This window comes from Oculatella sp. LEGE 06141 (genome assembly GCF_015207605.1).
In the GTDB taxonomy this organism is placed as follows: domain Bacteria; phylum Cyanobacteriota; class Cyanobacteriia; order Elainellales; family Elainellaceae; genus Oculatella.
Map to the genome: position 1 here is coordinate 40,193 of NZ_JADEWO010000002.1, position 13,948 is coordinate 54,140.

Annotated in this window: 15 protein-coding genes and 1 tRNA gene; 8 read left to right on the forward strand and 8 right to left on the reverse strand. The window is 51.8% G+C overall.

Features of this window, described 5'->3' with window-relative positions; all coding sequences use genetic code 11:
* Positions 1 to 156 precede the first annotated feature (156 nt).
* Together IQ268_RS01750 and pgk are read right to left on the reverse strand one after the other, a co-directional pair.
* The gene (locus IQ268_RS01750; protein ID WP_193874931.1) at positions 157 to 477 is read right to left on the reverse strand and encodes a thioredoxin family protein; all 321 of its coding nucleotides are present in this window, start codon (positions 475 to 477) and stop codon (positions 157 to 159) included.
* A 199-nt stretch (positions 478 to 676) separates the two neighbouring features.
* The gene (gene pgk / locus IQ268_RS01755; protein ID WP_193874933.1) at positions 677 to 1,882 is read right to left on the reverse strand and encodes a phosphoglycerate kinase; all 1,206 of its coding nucleotides are present in this window, start codon (positions 1,880 to 1,882) and stop codon (positions 677 to 679) included.
* A 249-nt stretch (positions 1,883 to 2,131) separates the two neighbouring features.
* On the opposite strand from pgk, the gene IQ268_RS01760 reads away from it, so the two are divergent.
* From IQ268_RS01760 to ylqF, 3 genes are all read left to right on the forward strand, one after another.
* Entirely contained in the window at positions 2,132 to 2,539 is a 408-nt protein-coding gene (locus IQ268_RS01760; protein WP_193874935.1) for a universal stress protein, read from the forward strand.
* Positions 2,540 to 2,622: 83 nt separating this feature from the next.
* Positions 2,623 to 2,787, forward strand: coding sequence for a hypothetical protein (locus IQ268_RS01765; protein WP_193874937.1), 165 nt, complete (start codon positions 2,623 to 2,625; stop codon positions 2,785 to 2,787).
* A 74-nt stretch (positions 2,788 to 2,861) separates the two neighbouring features.
* The gene (gene ylqF, locus IQ268_RS01770) at positions 2,862 to 3,725 is read left to right on the forward strand and encodes a ribosome biogenesis GTPase YlqF (protein WP_193874939.1); all 864 of its coding nucleotides are present in this window, start codon (positions 2,862 to 2,864) and stop codon (positions 3,723 to 3,725) included.
* Between the two features lie 82 nt (positions 3,726 to 3,807).
* Here ylqF and IQ268_RS01775 read toward each other — a convergent pair whose 3' ends face one another.
* The 4 genes from IQ268_RS01775 to IQ268_RS01790 form a co-directional block, all read right to left on the reverse strand.
* Positions 3,808 to 4,614 carry a class I SAM-dependent methyltransferase gene (locus tag IQ268_RS01775; protein ID WP_193874941.1) on the reverse strand — a complete coding sequence of 269 codons (807 nt, stop codon included), beginning with the start codon at positions 4,612 to 4,614 and terminating at the stop codon, positions 3,808 to 3,810.
* Between the two features lie 71 nt (positions 4,615 to 4,685).
* Complete coding sequence (locus IQ268_RS01780) at positions 4,686 to 5,765, reverse strand: Gfo/Idh/MocA family protein (protein ID WP_193874943.1); 1,080 nt, start codon at positions 5,763 to 5,765, stop codon at positions 4,686 to 4,688.
* 355 nt (positions 5,766 to 6,120) lie between these two features.
* Positions 6,121 to 6,342, reverse strand: a complete 222-nt coding sequence (locus IQ268_RS01785) for a hypothetical protein (RefSeq protein WP_193874945.1) — start codon at positions 6,340 to 6,342, stop codon at positions 6,121 to 6,123.
* A 169-nt stretch (positions 6,343 to 6,511) separates the two neighbouring features.
* Positions 6,512 to 6,799: a helix-turn-helix transcriptional regulator gene (locus tag IQ268_RS01790; RefSeq protein ID WP_193874947.1), complete on the reverse strand. Its 288-nt coding sequence runs from the start codon at positions 6,797 to 6,799 to the stop codon at positions 6,512 to 6,514.
* Positions 6,800 to 7,157: 358 nt separating this feature from the next.
* Between IQ268_RS01790 and IQ268_RS01795 the strand changes: the two genes are divergently transcribed.
* Complete coding sequence (locus tag IQ268_RS01795; RefSeq protein WP_193874949.1) at positions 7,158 to 7,835, forward strand: response regulator transcription factor; 678 nt, start codon at positions 7,158 to 7,160, stop codon at positions 7,833 to 7,835.
* Positions 7,836 to 7,845: 10 nt separating this feature from the next.
* On the opposite strand, the gene IQ268_RS01800 is transcribed toward IQ268_RS01795, so the two are convergent.
* Positions 7,846 to 8,343, reverse strand: a complete 498-nt coding sequence (locus tag IQ268_RS01800; protein WP_193874951.1) for a low molecular weight protein-tyrosine-phosphatase — start codon at positions 8,341 to 8,343, stop codon at positions 7,846 to 7,848.
* Positions 8,344 to 8,380: 37 nt separating this feature from the next.
* Here IQ268_RS01800 and IQ268_RS01805 point away from each other — a divergent pair.
* Positions 8,381 to 8,453 (forward strand) — tRNA-Arg (locus tag IQ268_RS01805).
* Between the two features lie 193 nt (positions 8,454 to 8,646).
* Here IQ268_RS01805 and IQ268_RS01810 read toward each other — a convergent pair.
* Positions 8,647 to 9,282 carry a DNA-3-methyladenine glycosylase gene (locus IQ268_RS01810; protein ID WP_339383388.1) on the reverse strand — a complete coding sequence of 212 codons (636 nt, stop codon included), beginning with the start codon at positions 9,280 to 9,282 and terminating at the stop codon, positions 8,647 to 8,649.
* Between the two features lie 192 nt (positions 9,283 to 9,474).
* Between IQ268_RS01810 and IQ268_RS32680 the strand changes: the two genes are divergently transcribed.
* The 3 genes from IQ268_RS32680 to dxs all read left to right on the forward strand — a co-directional run bounded on the left by IQ268_RS32680 (position 9,475) and on the right by dxs (position 13,626).
* Positions 9,475 to 9,597 carry a hypothetical protein gene (locus tag IQ268_RS32680; RefSeq protein ID WP_255527131.1) on the forward strand — a complete coding sequence of 41 codons (123 nt, stop codon included), beginning with the start codon at positions 9,475 to 9,477 and terminating at the stop codon, positions 9,595 to 9,597.
* Between the two features lie 144 nt (positions 9,598 to 9,741).
* Complete coding sequence (locus tag IQ268_RS01815) at positions 9,742 to 11,442, forward strand: MBL fold metallo-hydrolase (RefSeq protein WP_339383389.1); 1,701 nt, start codon at positions 9,742 to 9,744, stop codon at positions 11,440 to 11,442.
* 276 nt (positions 11,443 to 11,718) lie between these two features.
* On the forward strand, positions 11,719 to 13,626 hold the full coding sequence (gene dxs, locus IQ268_RS01820; RefSeq protein WP_193874953.1) for a 1-deoxy-D-xylulose-5-phosphate synthase: 1,908 nt from the start codon (positions 11,719 to 11,721) through the stop codon (positions 13,624 to 13,626).
* Positions 13,627 to 13,948 lie beyond the last annotated feature (322 nt).

Below are 13,948 nucleotides of genomic sequence, written 5' to 3' on the forward strand. Positions count from 1 at the left end.
GAATAAACCCCAGAGTCCTGCGGCTGGCGCTTCAAGGATTCTGGGGGTTTTCATTTCTATATGAATGGCGATCGCAGCGGTGGGCGCATACGAACGGTTCTAAAACGCAGAGACGGGAAAAGAGGCAATGATTCGCGTCTTTACAGTAGGACTGGGCTAGGATGCAGGAACCTGGTCTAAAACCGCCTGCAATCGGCTGCGGAATTCGCCTTTAGGGTGCCCCCCTTTGACTTCTCCCACAATCGTGAATTCTCCTTCGGGAGCGTCACAGATGATGTAGGTGGGCCATCCCATCCCTTCTTTATCGGGATATTGGGCAAGTAGCACCTTGCGATATTTGCGATAGGTTGCCGTATCCTGCATCTTGACATCAACGAACTGTAATCCTAGCTCTTCAGCTACCTTTTGGTCGTAAAACGCCATCTTATGGCAGATCCCACAATCTTCTGAAGAGAATTTGATCACGCTCAGAGTCATAGTCAACGAACTCCAAATCCAAACGTTCGGGTATGTTTCTTTACTCAAGAGTGACAAGAATCGTTTAGGCTAGGCAACTCAATTTAGTATTTCGCTACAAACCGCCCGTTCGACAAAACCGCCCGTAGGGTTGCGATCGCAATCTACAGGCGGCGTAGTCGTTGAAGTAGGTTACGATTCTCGATTCACTCGGTCTACGTCAGGCATCGTCTAGCGCTGCAATGCCAGGAAGCTCTTTGCCTTCGAGCAGTTCCAGGCTGGCACCGCCTCCGGTCGAAATATGGCTCATCTGGTCGGCTACACCCACTTTTTCAACGGCAGCCACCGAGTCGCCACCGCCAATAATGGTGGTAACGCCTTGCTTGGTCAAGCCTGCCAGGGTGTGGGCGATCGCCTCCGTTCCCTTAGCAAACTGATCCATCTCAAATACGCCCATGGGGCCGTTCCAGATCGCGCTCTTGCACTGAGTTAGGGCATCCTGGAACACCTTAACTGAATCGGGGCCAATATCTAAGCCCATCCACCCGTCGGGAATATCGTTGATGCTAACGGTTTGAGCGTTGGCATCTGCTGCAAAATTGTCTGCAATGACAACATCGGTTGGCAACAGCAGATCAATACCTCGCTCTTTGGCTTTAGCTTCTAGCGATTTCGCCAACTCCAGTTTGTCTTCTTCCACCAGCGACTTGCCAACGTTCAGACCACGAGCTTTGTAGAAAGTAAAGATCATCCCGCCGCCAATCAGCAGTTTGTCTACTTTATCGAGCAGGGTTTCAATTACGCCAATTTTGCTAGATACTTTCGAACCGCCGATGATGGCTGCCAGGGGGCGCTGGGGATTTTCGATCGCATTCTGGAGGTATTCCAGTTCCTTCTCGATCAAGAATCCTGCTACAGACGGTCTCAAATAGTGGGTTACCCCTTCGGTAGACGCATGGGCGCGGTGAGCAGTGCCAAACGCATCGTTAACATACAGATCCGCTACAGACGCTAACTTCTTTGCAAATTCTGGATCATTTTTCTCTTCTTCTGCATAGAATCGCACGTTCTCTAGCAGCACAACCTGCCCAGGAAGCATGGCTTCAACGGTTTTGTTCACCTCGTCGCCAATACAATCGTCTGTTTTGGTGACGTTTTGCCCTAGCAACTCAGAGAGACGGGTCGCAACCGGAGTCAGGCGCATGCTCTCGTTGACTTGACCTTTAGGGCGGCCAAAATGGCTACAAAGAATGACTTTGGCATCTTTGGAGAGCAAGTCCTGGATGGTTGGCAGCGCGGCGCGGATGCGCGTGTCGTCTGTAATGTTGCCTTCTCCATCCAAGGGCACGTTAAAATCGGCTCTGACCAACACCCGTTTGCCAGATAAGTCTGATCTGGATAAATTTGCTAGAGTTTTTTTTGACACTGCTGGAACCCCCTAGTGAGTCTTTATACCTATTGTTCATTGTAAAACGTCGGGGATCATTCATAGAGGGCAATTTACATCATCAGCTTTTGACTTTATGCCAACTGAATGGCGATCGATAACGGAGAATAGAGTTAGTTGATTTCGTGTTCGGTGGAAAACGGCTGGAAGCTGATTACGATCGCTGACTCTGCATGATCCCGACACCGTCCACATTTTACCGGAGTCTACGTCCCAACGAGGCGTGCCATGTTTAAGACTGTTCTATTTCCAATCGACGGCAGCCGAGAATCTCGTGAAGCGGCTGATAGGGTCGCTGAGATCGTGAAAAACTGCGGTAGCCGCTTATATGTTGTGTCTGTGGTCGAGCCTCCTTCTGAAGAGTCTCCTGTTTCAGAGATGTCATCCCCAGAGGCGATCGCCGAATTGTTGGCAACAGCAAAGACGCTATTTCGCGATTTGGGTATCACTATTACTGAAGCGATCGAACGAGAAGGCAAACCGGCGTTTGTCATCTGTGATGTCGCTGATGAGCTAAATGCTGATCTGATCGTGATGGGCTGTCGCGGCCTGGGGCTAACCGACGAAGGTGCTGCCGAAAGTGTGACTAATCGAGTCATTAACCTATCGCCTTGTCCGGTGCTGGTAGTGCCTTGATGTTGTGCGGTTACGGCTAATTCTAAGCAAGCGGCGGTCATACCGTGGCTTGCTGGCTGTCGCTGGTTTAGCGACACAAAATCATGCTCAGTGATTGGCGATCGCCCCGACGCGACGAAGAATCTGCGTTTCGTAACGCGAACGATCGCCTTCCCAGTGCTAGGGTGAAGATTGACAACAGCCCAGCCACACGCGTTGATGTGCAGGGAGAACAGACGTGCTGTAACGTCTGCGATCGCTGGGTTTAAGTTGCCGAGCTTAAACTGCTGAGCTTAAACTGCTGAGTTCATCAGTATCTATTCAAACGCTGGCTGCATTCATCATGACCTCTCCTCGTATCCAGTGGTATCCCGGCCACATTGCCAAAGCTGAAAAGCAGTTGGTTGAGCAATTAAAAAAAGTAGATGTGGTGTTGGAGGTGCGAGACGCTCGCATTCCACTAGCCACCCATCATCCACGGGTGAACCATTGGGTTGGCAGCAAGGAGCGGGTGCTGGTGCTAAACCGAATGGATATGATTCCGGCCAGTGTGAAGCAAGCCTGGATGAAATGGTTTGTTGAGCAAGGCAGCCAACCTTACTTCACCAATGCTAATCATGGACAGGGTGTTGCCGACCTGGCTCAAGCCACCCATACGGCTGGAGATCAAATGAACCAGCGTCGGCGCGATCGCGGTATGCTGCCGCGCCCGGTGCGAGCCGTTGTGATTGGCTTTCCCAACGTTGGCAAGTCCGCGTTGATTAACCGTCTACTCAATCGCCGGGTGGTCGATAGCGCTCGTCGTCCAGGGGTAACGCGGCAACTGCGCTGGATTCGAATCTCTGACCAGCTTGAGTTACTCGACGCGCCAGGGGTACTTCCTGCCCAGTTAGATGACCAGGATGCGGCGTTAAAGCTAGCCATTTGTGATGATATTGGTGAGGCCGCGTATGATAACCAGCGGGTTGCTGCGGCTCTGGTGGACATGCTTAACCGCATTCAGGCGCAAGCCCCAGAGATGATGCCAGTGCAGCCGTTGACCTCTCGCTATGGGGTGGATACGGACTCTATATCGGGCGAGCTGTATCTGGCAACGTTGGCAGAACAGCGGTTCAACGGAGACATCGAACGTGCGGCGCGTCAACTGTTGAACGATTTTCGCAAAGGCTTGATGGGCGCGATTCCGCTTGAGTTGCCGTTGAGCTGATTGGTCTGGCAAAGACAGAAGTTGCGATCGCGCCAGCTTGGACCACGTTGGAGTGCCGTGAACTATTGGCAGCCGCTTTTTCTCAAGCTTTGAATGCCACAACTCGAATCCGGCGATAATCGGCAAACCAGGTACCGTTGCGATATAGCCTGGAGCGGGTTCGTGTCTCGATTTCCGTCAGCAGGGTTGCCTGTTGCTCGGCAGGAATTGTCCGCAGGAAGCGATCGCCAAACATCCTCACCCAATGTTGCAATCCCTGCTCTCCGTCTAGCGGAGTGGGGCGATCGAACAAAGCGGCAAAGCGAACGTCAAACCCGTGCTGCTCTAGCAGCGTTGTATATTCACCAATGCTGGGGAAATACCACGACTCGGCAACTGGTGCCGGGTGGGCGGCGATCGCCACGGTCTGAGACATGGCTTGAGACATGGCATCGGTGATTAATTGCACATTACCCTTGCCCCCAAACTCGGCCACAAACCGCCCTCCTGGTTTCAACGCCTGCCAAATGCTGGCGATCGCGGCTTCGGGATCTCGAATCCAGTGCAAAACAGCATTAGAAAAAACAGCGTCGAACTCTGAAGCAAACGATAGCCGAGTGGCATCGGCTACCTCAAAATGCAGGTTTGGATAGTGGGTGCGAGCTTGCTCAATCATCTCAGCCGAAGCATCAACGGCAGTGACAATTGCTCCGCAGACAGCTATTTGGTGGGCTAAATGTCCGGTGCCGCACCCCAGATCCAGAATATGCTCTCCTGCTGCTGGTGCCAGGAGTGCCAGCACATCTGCACCCAACTGGGATACAAAAGCATGGTGGCGATCGTATAACTCAGGATTCCAGGATGTTGGGGCCGATAGATTGCGATCGTCAGTGGCCGGACGCTGCTCCATAATACGACTCAATACGTTGCCCCAATCCTACCGCACTCCGCTGGCCGCGTTAGCCCTTCAGTTGCTCGGCGCTATACCGTGATAGCCGGATGAGTTGGGTAAATCGCCGCTAAATCGGGTTCGTGCCACACTTGCCCATCTAGCGCCATTTGTTCAATCAGGCTGGCTAGCCGCAGGGCTTTGAGTGCCTGCTCGCCGCCCACAGACGGTTGGTTTCCGCCCCGGACGCAGTGAACAAAGTGTTCTAATTCTGCATGAAGCGGCTCAATATTGCTGGTATATACCTTTTCAATCAAGCCGTCCTGCCGATAGAGCACCTGGCCGTAGTCGGTGCGACAGTTTGCAGTTACCTGACGATGAATCAGAATTTCGTTGTTCAGAAAATCTGCTTCGGTGAGGGAATTTTTGCAGTGGGCGGCAATGCGACGAATCTTGCGATGGGTGACTTTGCTGGCCGTCACGGTAGATACGATCCCGTTGGCAAAACCCAGAGTGGCGGTCACATAATCTAAATAACCAGAATCAGCCGCACGGCTACCGCTTGCGGTGAGTTTAGTGACGGGGGCACCTGCTAGCTCCAGCAGCAGGTCGATGTCATGAATCATCAGATCCAGCACGACAGACACATCATTAGCGCGATCGGAATAGGGGCTCATCCGATGCGCTTCCAGAGCCAATAGCTCTTCTGTTTTGAGAACCTTGTTCAGTTCTTGAAAGGCTGGATTAAACCGCTCAATGTGGCCAACCTGCAAGATACAGTGTGATTTTGCCGCTGCATTGACGAGTGATTCGGCTTCCGCAATGCTGGCCGCGATCGGCTTCTCGATTAAAACGTGAACGCCCGCCTGGAGGCACGCCATCCCAACTGAATAATGTAAGCGGGTAGGCACAGCGACACAAACAGCATCAACGTGCTCTAATAAATCGCGGTAGTCTTCAAAAAAACGAACGCGATACTTACTGGCCGTATCGATGCCTCGCTCAACGTTAATATCTGCCACGCCTACTAACTCAACGTCCTTCAAAAGGCCAAGGATGCGAGTATGATGCTGACCCATATTGCCCACCCCAATTACTCCAATGCGTATTGGCTCAGGATGGTTGCGTTGACTGTGGGTATCGTTGTTGCCGACTGATAAACTCTCTTGCACTCCTGTTATCTCCTACACCACTAGGATCACGTTTGTTGAGTACCTTTAATAAGCTGTTAATAAGCTGTTGTGCGCGGCTCAAACCACCGAAAATAGTATCACAATGATCCACTTTATAAAGAATTTTGAAGATTTACTCAAACCCATCATATCAGTGACCCCGCTTTAATTCTGCAAGTTCAACTGACAGAGCGTTTCTGGAGATGTGTCAGTTTCCATCCTGGCATGGCTGCTGGAACAATGACCCTCAGGCGTTGTAAGCCTCCATTTGCCAGAACACTCCTCAGAAATGAGTCAACCATAAACTGCGGCTCTTGTTCTTGCCTGTCTTAAAAGATAGATATTGAGGGCAAGTTTAGAATTTGGAGTCGCAGGGAATGCGGCTGGCCTGCAACCAACCCAGGGCGAGGCCAATTAGCACCAGTTGAACCGCTGGCGGTGCCCAGGCAAAGCCCCACGTGATGCTGATTGCACTAGCCGCTGTTGCGGCGATCGCATACACTTCGTCCGATCGCCGCAAGCGTAGCCCTGTGAGACCAAACGCGATCGCGGCTGAAATGAGATAAAGCCAAAGCATGGGGTGTTCCTTACAAGTACTTCAAAGAGGCGGCCTATGGTCTGTAGAATTGTTGTTAGATATATAGATATATGTCTAAATAAAGCGGTCTAAATAACGTAGATAGCTGTTGGGTGTATTGCTGCTATGCCATTGGGATAGCAGTGGGGCAAGGTCGCTCAACCGGGAGCTAAAGCGATTGCAGTTGATAGGTAAGCTGTTGTAGTGCCTTGATATAGTCTGCTAAAACCTTAGGGTGGAGACGGTAATAGCAGTGCTGACCTTCTTTACGGGGTTCGATCAGCCCGGCGTTTGCTAGCTCCTTTAAATGGTGAGAAATGGTGGGTTGAGCGACTGGGAGCTGTGCGCCGATCGCGCCACAACTCAATTCATCAGATGCCGCAATGATTTTGAGAATCTCAAATCGTCGCGGATCGGCTAATGCTTTGGCGACTTTATGAAATTGGGTCGCAGTCATCCATGCCTCGCAGTTTCAGCATTGGGGACAAATTCATCCATACTGGGGTTGTGCGGATACCTTTACTAATATATTAGTATATTTATAACTATAAATACATCTTTGAGCTTGTCTTGCTCCCGGCTTACTGTGCTTAAATTCAGTTTGGTGATGTGCCGTTGGTGTGAGTCGGGAACCTTGTTGATCGGTATAAATGAAGAGCCAGGAGAGCTGCCAAAGTTCATGCCACGCTCCCTAAATATCGTTTCAACGCTTACCCTTAAATAAGAAGATTAAATAAGAAGAAATAAGAATTGGCTTAGGCTCAAAGTGATCATGTATTTGCTTCCGTGCTTGTTAAGCTATTTGTTCATCCCTCATGCCCCTGACAATCCTGGTTGCTGATGATGACTTAGGGACTCGGTTGTCCATCAGTGACTACCTCGAAATTTCTGGTTACTCGGTCGTGACGGCTGAAGATGGTCAAAAGGCTTTAGGGCTAGTCGATCACTATCAGCCGCACTTGATCGTTACCGACATCACGATGCCGCATATGGACGGGTACGAATTGGTGCGGCAAGTTCGACGGCAACCGGCATTTCGGCTATTGCCCGTCATCTTTTTAACGGCTCGCACGAATACAGAAGAGCGGATTAGAGGCTATCAGTTGGGCTGTGATATTTACTTGCCCAAACCCTTTGACCTGGACGAACTGGGTGCGGTGATTCGTAATTTGTTGGAGCGATCGCAGATGATTCAGTCGGAGTGGCGGTTGCGGCTGCAATCTACCGAACTGACGGATGTTGAGCCAGAGTGGACGGGTAAACCGAAAGCACAATCGCTAGAGGTGCCGATTGACCTGACCTTGCGCGAGCGCGAGGTGCTCAAGGTGTTAGTAGATGGCTTATCGAATGCTCAGATTGGCGATCGCCTGCACCTCAGTCCGCGCACGGTCGAAAAGCACGTCAGCAGTTTATTACGCAAGTCCGAAACCAGTAACCGGGCAGAACTGGTTCGTTATGCAATCGAGCATCACTTAATTCAAACCGATGGTTGACGCAGGGAGCTTACTCCTTGACATCTGCCGATTGGAATTGGCCGCTTTGAATATCTGCCAACAGGCCACCGCACGCATCTAGCAACAACTCAATCACATAATCAAATCCTGCTACACCACCATAGTAGGGGTCGGGAACTTCGGCGTCCGGATGGTGGCGGCAAAAGTCGCACATGAGCCGCACTTTGTGCTGAAACCGTCCCTGTGGATCGAGCGACAGAATGTCTCGATAGTTTTCCTTGTCCATCGCCAGGATGATGTCAAACTCGTGCAGATCGAGCGCATCGAACTGACGTGCTTGCCCTTGTAGAGTAATGCCCCGTTTGGCAGCGGCAGCCGTCATGCGGCGATCGGGTGAACTGCCAATGTGGTAGCTCGACGTGCCAGCAGAGTCGCAGATAATCTCTTCTCCTAAATTGTTTTGTTCAATCAGGTAATTCATGATGTTTTCAGCCGAAGGGGAGCGGCAAATATTACCTAAACAAACAAACAGCAGCTTATAGGGCATGGTGGCTTCTAGAAATGTTATACTCGCGAAAGGTTGAGGGCATGTAGCTCAGTGGATAGAGCATCAGATTCCGGTTCTGAGGGTCGGGGGTTCGAATCCCTCCATGCTCGTTAAGGTCTTCAACGCCCAGATAACGTACAGACTATTGCATTTTTAACACGTTGAGGCATTCCAGGTCAGGGCTTGGGTGTCTGTAGCGGATGCTTTATAAAGTGTTGATTGTTCTGCACCCGCCCCCTGTTCTGGCTTGTCGGCGCTAAGCCCTTTGGGCACACCAGAAAGGGAGCAAATGTAGTCTATTGCCTATTCAATCATCTTCTTAGACACGGCAGGGTTGTTTTGGATGTACCACCGCCAGGGCAGGTCTGCACCTTGCGTCAGGCCAATGCGAGTGGTTTGAACCAGGCGAATTTCTGCCTGGTCGATCGCCTGCTGGAATGCGGACGATCGATGCGCCAGCCACAGGGGTTCGTTTACGCCAAACGGCTGAGCCGTCAAACTTAGATCGATCTTTAAGGCGCGGCAAAGCTTTCCTGGCCCAGCGGCAACGCGGTGTGGTTTGGTGGCCTGGCGATCGTCTATCCAATCTGGCACCGTGTCGAGCTGTAAGGCGCGGATCAAAACAGCGCTGGGAACGCCATCACTATCGGTGACCACGTTCAGGCAGTGATACATGCCATAGATGAGATAAACATAAGCCATTCCAGCGGAGCCAAACATGACCGCATTTCGAGCCGTGCGGTTGCGATAGGCGTGGCAAGCCGGATCACCCGGTGTGTATGCTTCTGTCTCGACAATCAGGCCGTGCAGGGCTAAGCCGCTGTCAAACTGCCGCACCAGCGTACAGCCGACTAAATCGGGTGCAACCTCCAGGGATGAGCGAGCCAGCCAGGGAGCTGGGATGGGGGTAAGGGATGAGTGGGTGAGAATCGGCTTCACGAGGGATGGTGCGATCGCGCTTAAACTTGGTAGGATGAACTAAATTCTTTAGAAAGTCGCGCGATTCTGGTGCGTTTATCCTGAATTGCGGTTTGATTGAACTGGCTAGGGCTATTTTAAGCAGAACGCGCCTTGGCCGCTGGTTCAACACAAAACAAGCGTATTACCTGAGTATTACCTGAGAGTATAACAATGGATGTAAAGCTTATCCTGTTAGGGCTAACCCCAGTTTTTATTCTGGCTTGCCTGTTTTTTGGCACTCGGAATGGGTTTTACGATACGGATAACTATCACGGCAACGGCTCTGCCCACTAACGTCCTGGATAACTTAGGAGTGAGCCATCCACCCACCACAGCCGATCGTATCCAATACGTCTTACGTTTAAATCAATAAATACGGTTATATGAAGCCGCCATTCGCAGGTTGCTTCACTCCGGCAGTTGTAGAAAAGAATTGCCGTGGTTGAGCTTGCCTGTCTGCCCTATAGCGTTGGTCATGAGGATGAGGGGATCTGTCTTCTGGTGCGGATGGGCCCCTATCGCATCCTGCTAGATTGTGGTCTGAATAGCATTGCACCACTCCTGCCAAAGGGGCGACCTTCTAAGGCAGATGTGGCACAGTCGCTACCTGCGGATTTATTGCTATGCAGCCATGCCCATCCCGATCATGCTAAAGGGCTACTATCTCTGCACCGAACGTTTCCGCAGTTACCCATTTATGCCAGCGAGGTAACGGCGCAATTGCTGCCGCTAAATTGGCTGGATGAACCTGAAATTGCGCCTTTCTGCCATGCGTTGCCCTGGCGATCGCCCGTCGAATTTCGAGATGGGTTAAGTGCCGAACTGTTTCCCGCTGGACATTTACCCGGTGCGGCTTCTCTGCTGTTAACTTACACCACGCCGCAGCGGGCTTATACGCTGTTCTATACGGGAGACTTTTTCCTGTCGAATTCGCGCCTGGTGGATGGGCTGCCGCTAGAGGAACTGCGGGGGCTAAAGCCAGACGTGCTGATTGTCGAGGGTAGCTATGGTACGGCTCGATATCCCCACCGTCGTCAACAGGAAAACCAGTTAGCCGAGCGGATTAATCGGGCGATCGCAGAGCATCAATCGGTGCTGTTACCCACAACAACGCTGGGGCTGGGGCAGGAACTGCTGATGCTGCTCCGTAGCCATCACTACTTTACAGGGCGAGAGATTGATATTTGGGTGGATGGCAGCGTTGCAGTGGGTTGCGATGCGTACCTGGATTTGTTACCCCATTTTCCGAGTGCTGTTCAAAACTTTGCTCGTCATCAACCCTTGTTCTGGGACGACCGAATTCGTCCTCGCGTTCGCCGTGTAACTGACGTGGCTCAAAATGGTAAACCGTTGCCCCAGGGTGAGGTTCCTGCCATTGTCATCACAGATAAAGATGCGGATTTCAGCCAATATTGTCATCCCGACCAGGGAAACTGGCTGATGCTGTTGCCACGGCAACCAGGCCGGATGGGAACGGTAGAATTAACCGTGGAGCAGGCTATTGACCAATCGCAGGTGCTGCGATCGCACCTGCAATCGGGGCAGTTGATGGTCGAGAGCTATATGCTAGGCGACCACTCCGATGGGCCTGGAACCACCCAACTGATTCACAATTTGCGGCCACAGCATGTTGTCTTTATTCACGGTTCTCCAGCTTATCTCAACGACCTGACCAGCCTGGAAGAATTACAGAACCGCTACCATTTGCACTCTCCGGCTGATGGAGTACTGGTTGAACTGCCGATTGGAGATACCTTTCTTCAGCCTGCCGCGCCGGAAACCAACTACGAGGGAGAGCTGACCGAACTGGGAACCAGGGTAATGATCACCCTGCCCGGAACGGTGACCTCTGATCCGCGCTGGCAAACCTTTGCCGATACAGGGCTGATCGAAGCCCGCTGGCAAGGGGACGAGTTGGTGTTGCGCGGCTTGCCGCAGCGGGAGTTATTGAGCCAGACGGGAGAGTCTGTAACGCCACTAATAGAATGCTGCGAAAACTGCCTTCACTACCGGGGGCAGCGCTGCTGGAATCAAGCCTCGCCGCTGTTTGGCTTCAAGGTGACTCCGGAAGGCTACTGTCCTGTGTTTGAATTTAGCCCAGAGTTAGAAGAAACCCTGGCGGATGCAGACGACGAATAAGCGGTGCAAGCGCCAAGAGAGTGTGTGAGGATAACAGTATCTGCATCTCAACAGTCTCTGCATCTCATCGGCACCGCATATGCTGTCGGTCTCTTGCTGTACGTTATGCATAGATCGCAGCTAACTCACCTGTATCTTTGCCCTGCAATAGCCCTGCCGCTGCTTAGGTAAACAATTTCTAATCAGTATCAAAAGCTCTGCTAATGAAGGTAACGGATTGCATTAGAGTGTAGAGAAATAGCTTAAACACGTTAAAGACTCGGAAGGTATAACTTTATGCACCTGAGTGAAGTGACCCATCCCAATCAGCTACATGGTTTGTCAATGCATCAGTTGAAGCAAATCGCGCGACAAATTCGCGAGAAGCATTTGCAAACAGTAGCGACCAGTGGAGGGCACCTTGGTCCTGGCTTAGGTGTGGTAGAACTCACACTGGCGCTCTATCAAACCCTTGATTTAGATCACGACAAAGTGGTCTGGGATGTGGGGCATCAGGCTTACCCACACAAGCTTATTACTGGACGGTACGATCGCTTTCATACTCTGCGGCAACGGGACGGGGTCGCTGGTTACCTGAAGCGATGCGAAAGTCCATTTGACCACTTTGGCGCAGGACATGCTTCCACCAGTATCTCTGCCGCGTTGGGGATGGCGATCGCCCGCGACTTGCAGGGCGAAAAGTATAAAGTAGCGGCGGTAATTGGAGATGGCGCATTGACCGGAGGCATGGCGCTAGAGGCCATTAACCATGCCGGACATTTACCTAAAACCAATTTGCTGGTGGTGCTGAACGACAATGAAATGTCGATTTCACCCAACGTTGGTGCCATCTCGCGCTATCTCAACAAGATGCGCCTCAGTCCTCCGATGCAGTTTCTCACCGATAACCTGGAAGAGCAGTTCAAGCATCTTCCCTTTGTGGGCGAATCTCTCACGCCAGAGTTGGGTCGGTTGAAGGAAGGTATGAAACGGCTGGCGATTCCTAAAGTGGGAGCCGTGTTTGAAGAACTTGGCTTTACCTATATGGGGCCAATTGATGGGCACAACCTAGAAGAATTAATTGCCACCTTCCAACAGGCGCATAAGCATGGCGGGCCTGTGTTGGTGCATGTCTCTACGGTAAAAGGAAAAGGCTACGCGATCGCCGAGCAGGATCAGGTTGGCTACCATGCCCAAAATCCCTTTAACCTTGCCACTGGCAAAGCGGTTCCCGTTAGCAAGCCCAAGCCGCCTAGCTACTCTAAAGTGTTTGCCCATACCATCACCAAGCTGGCAGAAAACAACCCCAAGATTGTGGGCATTACCGCCGCTATGGCGACCGGTACCGGATTGGATAAGCTGCAAGCCAAATTGCCCAACCAGTACATTGATGTTGGTATTGCCGAACAGCACGCTGTCACTCTGGCGGCGGGGCTGGCCTGCGAAGGAATGCGGCCTGTGACCACCATTTATTCCACCTTCTTGCAGCGAGCCTACGACCAGATTGTGCATGATGTCTGCATCCAAAATCTGCCGGTCTTTTTCTGTATGGATCGAGCCGGTATTGTCGGGGCAGATGGGCCAACGCATCAAGGGATGTATGACATTGCTTATTTGCGCTGTATTCCCAATATGGTGCTGATGGCTCCTAAGGATGAAGCCGAGCTTCAGCGTATGGTTGTGACCGGGGTTGAATACACCGATGGGCCGATCGCCCTACGCTATCCGCGCGGCAATGGGCATGGTGTACCCCTCGCCGAAGAAGGTTGGGAATCGCTGCCCATTGGTAAAGGCGAAGTGCTACGGCAGGGAGACGATTTGCTGATGATTGGGTATGGGTCAATGGTGTATCCGGCTATGCAGGCCGCAGAAATTCTGAGCGAACACGGCATTGAGGCCACAGTGGTTAATGGCCGCTTTGCTAAGCCCTTAGATACCGAATTGATTGTGCCCCTGGCTCGTCAGATTGGTCGAGTTGTGACGCTGGAAGAAGGCTGCTTAATCGGTGGGTTTGGTTCAGCCATTGCCGAGGCGTTGCTGGATGCTGAGGTGACGGTACCAGTGACTCGAATTGGTATTCCCGATCGGCTTGTGGATCACGCTAAGCCCGATGAGTCGAAGGCAGAACTGGGGTTAACTCCACCCCAAATTGCCGATCGCCTGCTCAAGGTGTTCGATCGCCAGCGGTCTGTCGTTAGCCTGTAAGGCTGTCCTGGTTGGGTGAGTACTGGCTTGCCCTACCAAGATACTGACCAAGATACTGAAAGAGTTGCAGCGGTTGGGTTTGGGCTGCGCTCAACCTCAGTTCGTAGAGGGTTGAGCGCAGTTGACCTGCTGTTAAATAACGTTACAGTTTGAGGATGGGTTTATAGCTGACCCGTCAGTTTGCTGCTGAATAATGAACCCAATCAGGATGGAAATGTCCTGTTCGCTGGTTGATAGAGGTATTTGTAGCAATTCGCCATCAGCCTTTATAGTGTAATCGAGGCTAATGTCGGCATTCATTGTGTGAAGCCTGCCCCTTAAA

Bases quoted from the DNA above. Each gene is read 5' to 3' on its own strand.
- IQ268_RS01765 (WP_193874937.1), top strand. From the start codon at position 2,623: ATGCTCAGTGATTGGCGATCGCCCCGACGCGACGAAGAATCTGCGTTT.
- IQ268_RS01775 (WP_193874941.1), bottom strand. From the start codon at position 4,614: ATGGAGCAGCGTCCGGCCACTGACGATCGCAATCTATCGGCCCCAACA.
- IQ268_RS01750 (WP_193874931.1), bottom strand. From the start codon at position 477: ATGACTCTGAGCGTGATCAAATTCTCTTCAGAAGATTGTGGGATCTGC.
- IQ268_RS01790 (WP_193874947.1), bottom strand. From the start codon at position 6,799: ATGACTGCGACCCAATTTCATAAAGTCGCCAAAGCATTAGCCGATCCG.
- IQ268_RS01760 (WP_193874935.1), top strand. From the start codon at position 2,132: ATGTTTAAGACTGTTCTATTTCCAATCGACGGCAGCCGAGAATCTCGT.
- IQ268_RS01785 (WP_193874945.1), bottom strand. From the start codon at position 6,342: ATGCTTTGGCTTTATCTCATTTCAGCCGCGATCGCGTTTGGTCTCACA.
- ylqF (WP_193874939.1), top strand. From the start codon at position 2,862: ATGACCTCTCCTCGTATCCAGTGGTATCCCGGCCACATTGCCAAAGCT.
- IQ268_RS32680 (WP_255527131.1), top strand. From the start codon at position 9,475: ATGGATGTAAAGCTTATCCTGTTAGGGCTAACCCCAGTTTTTATTCTG.
- dxs (WP_193874953.1), top strand. From the start codon at position 11,719: ATGCACCTGAGTGAAGTGACCCATCCCAATCAGCTACATGGTTTGTCA.
- IQ268_RS01800 (WP_193874951.1), bottom strand. From the start codon at position 8,343: ATGCCCTATAAGCTGCTGTTTGTTTGTTTAGGTAATATTTGCCGCTCC.
- IQ268_RS01795 (WP_193874949.1), top strand. From the start codon at position 7,158: ATGCCCCTGACAATCCTGGTTGCTGATGATGACTTAGGGACTCGGTTG.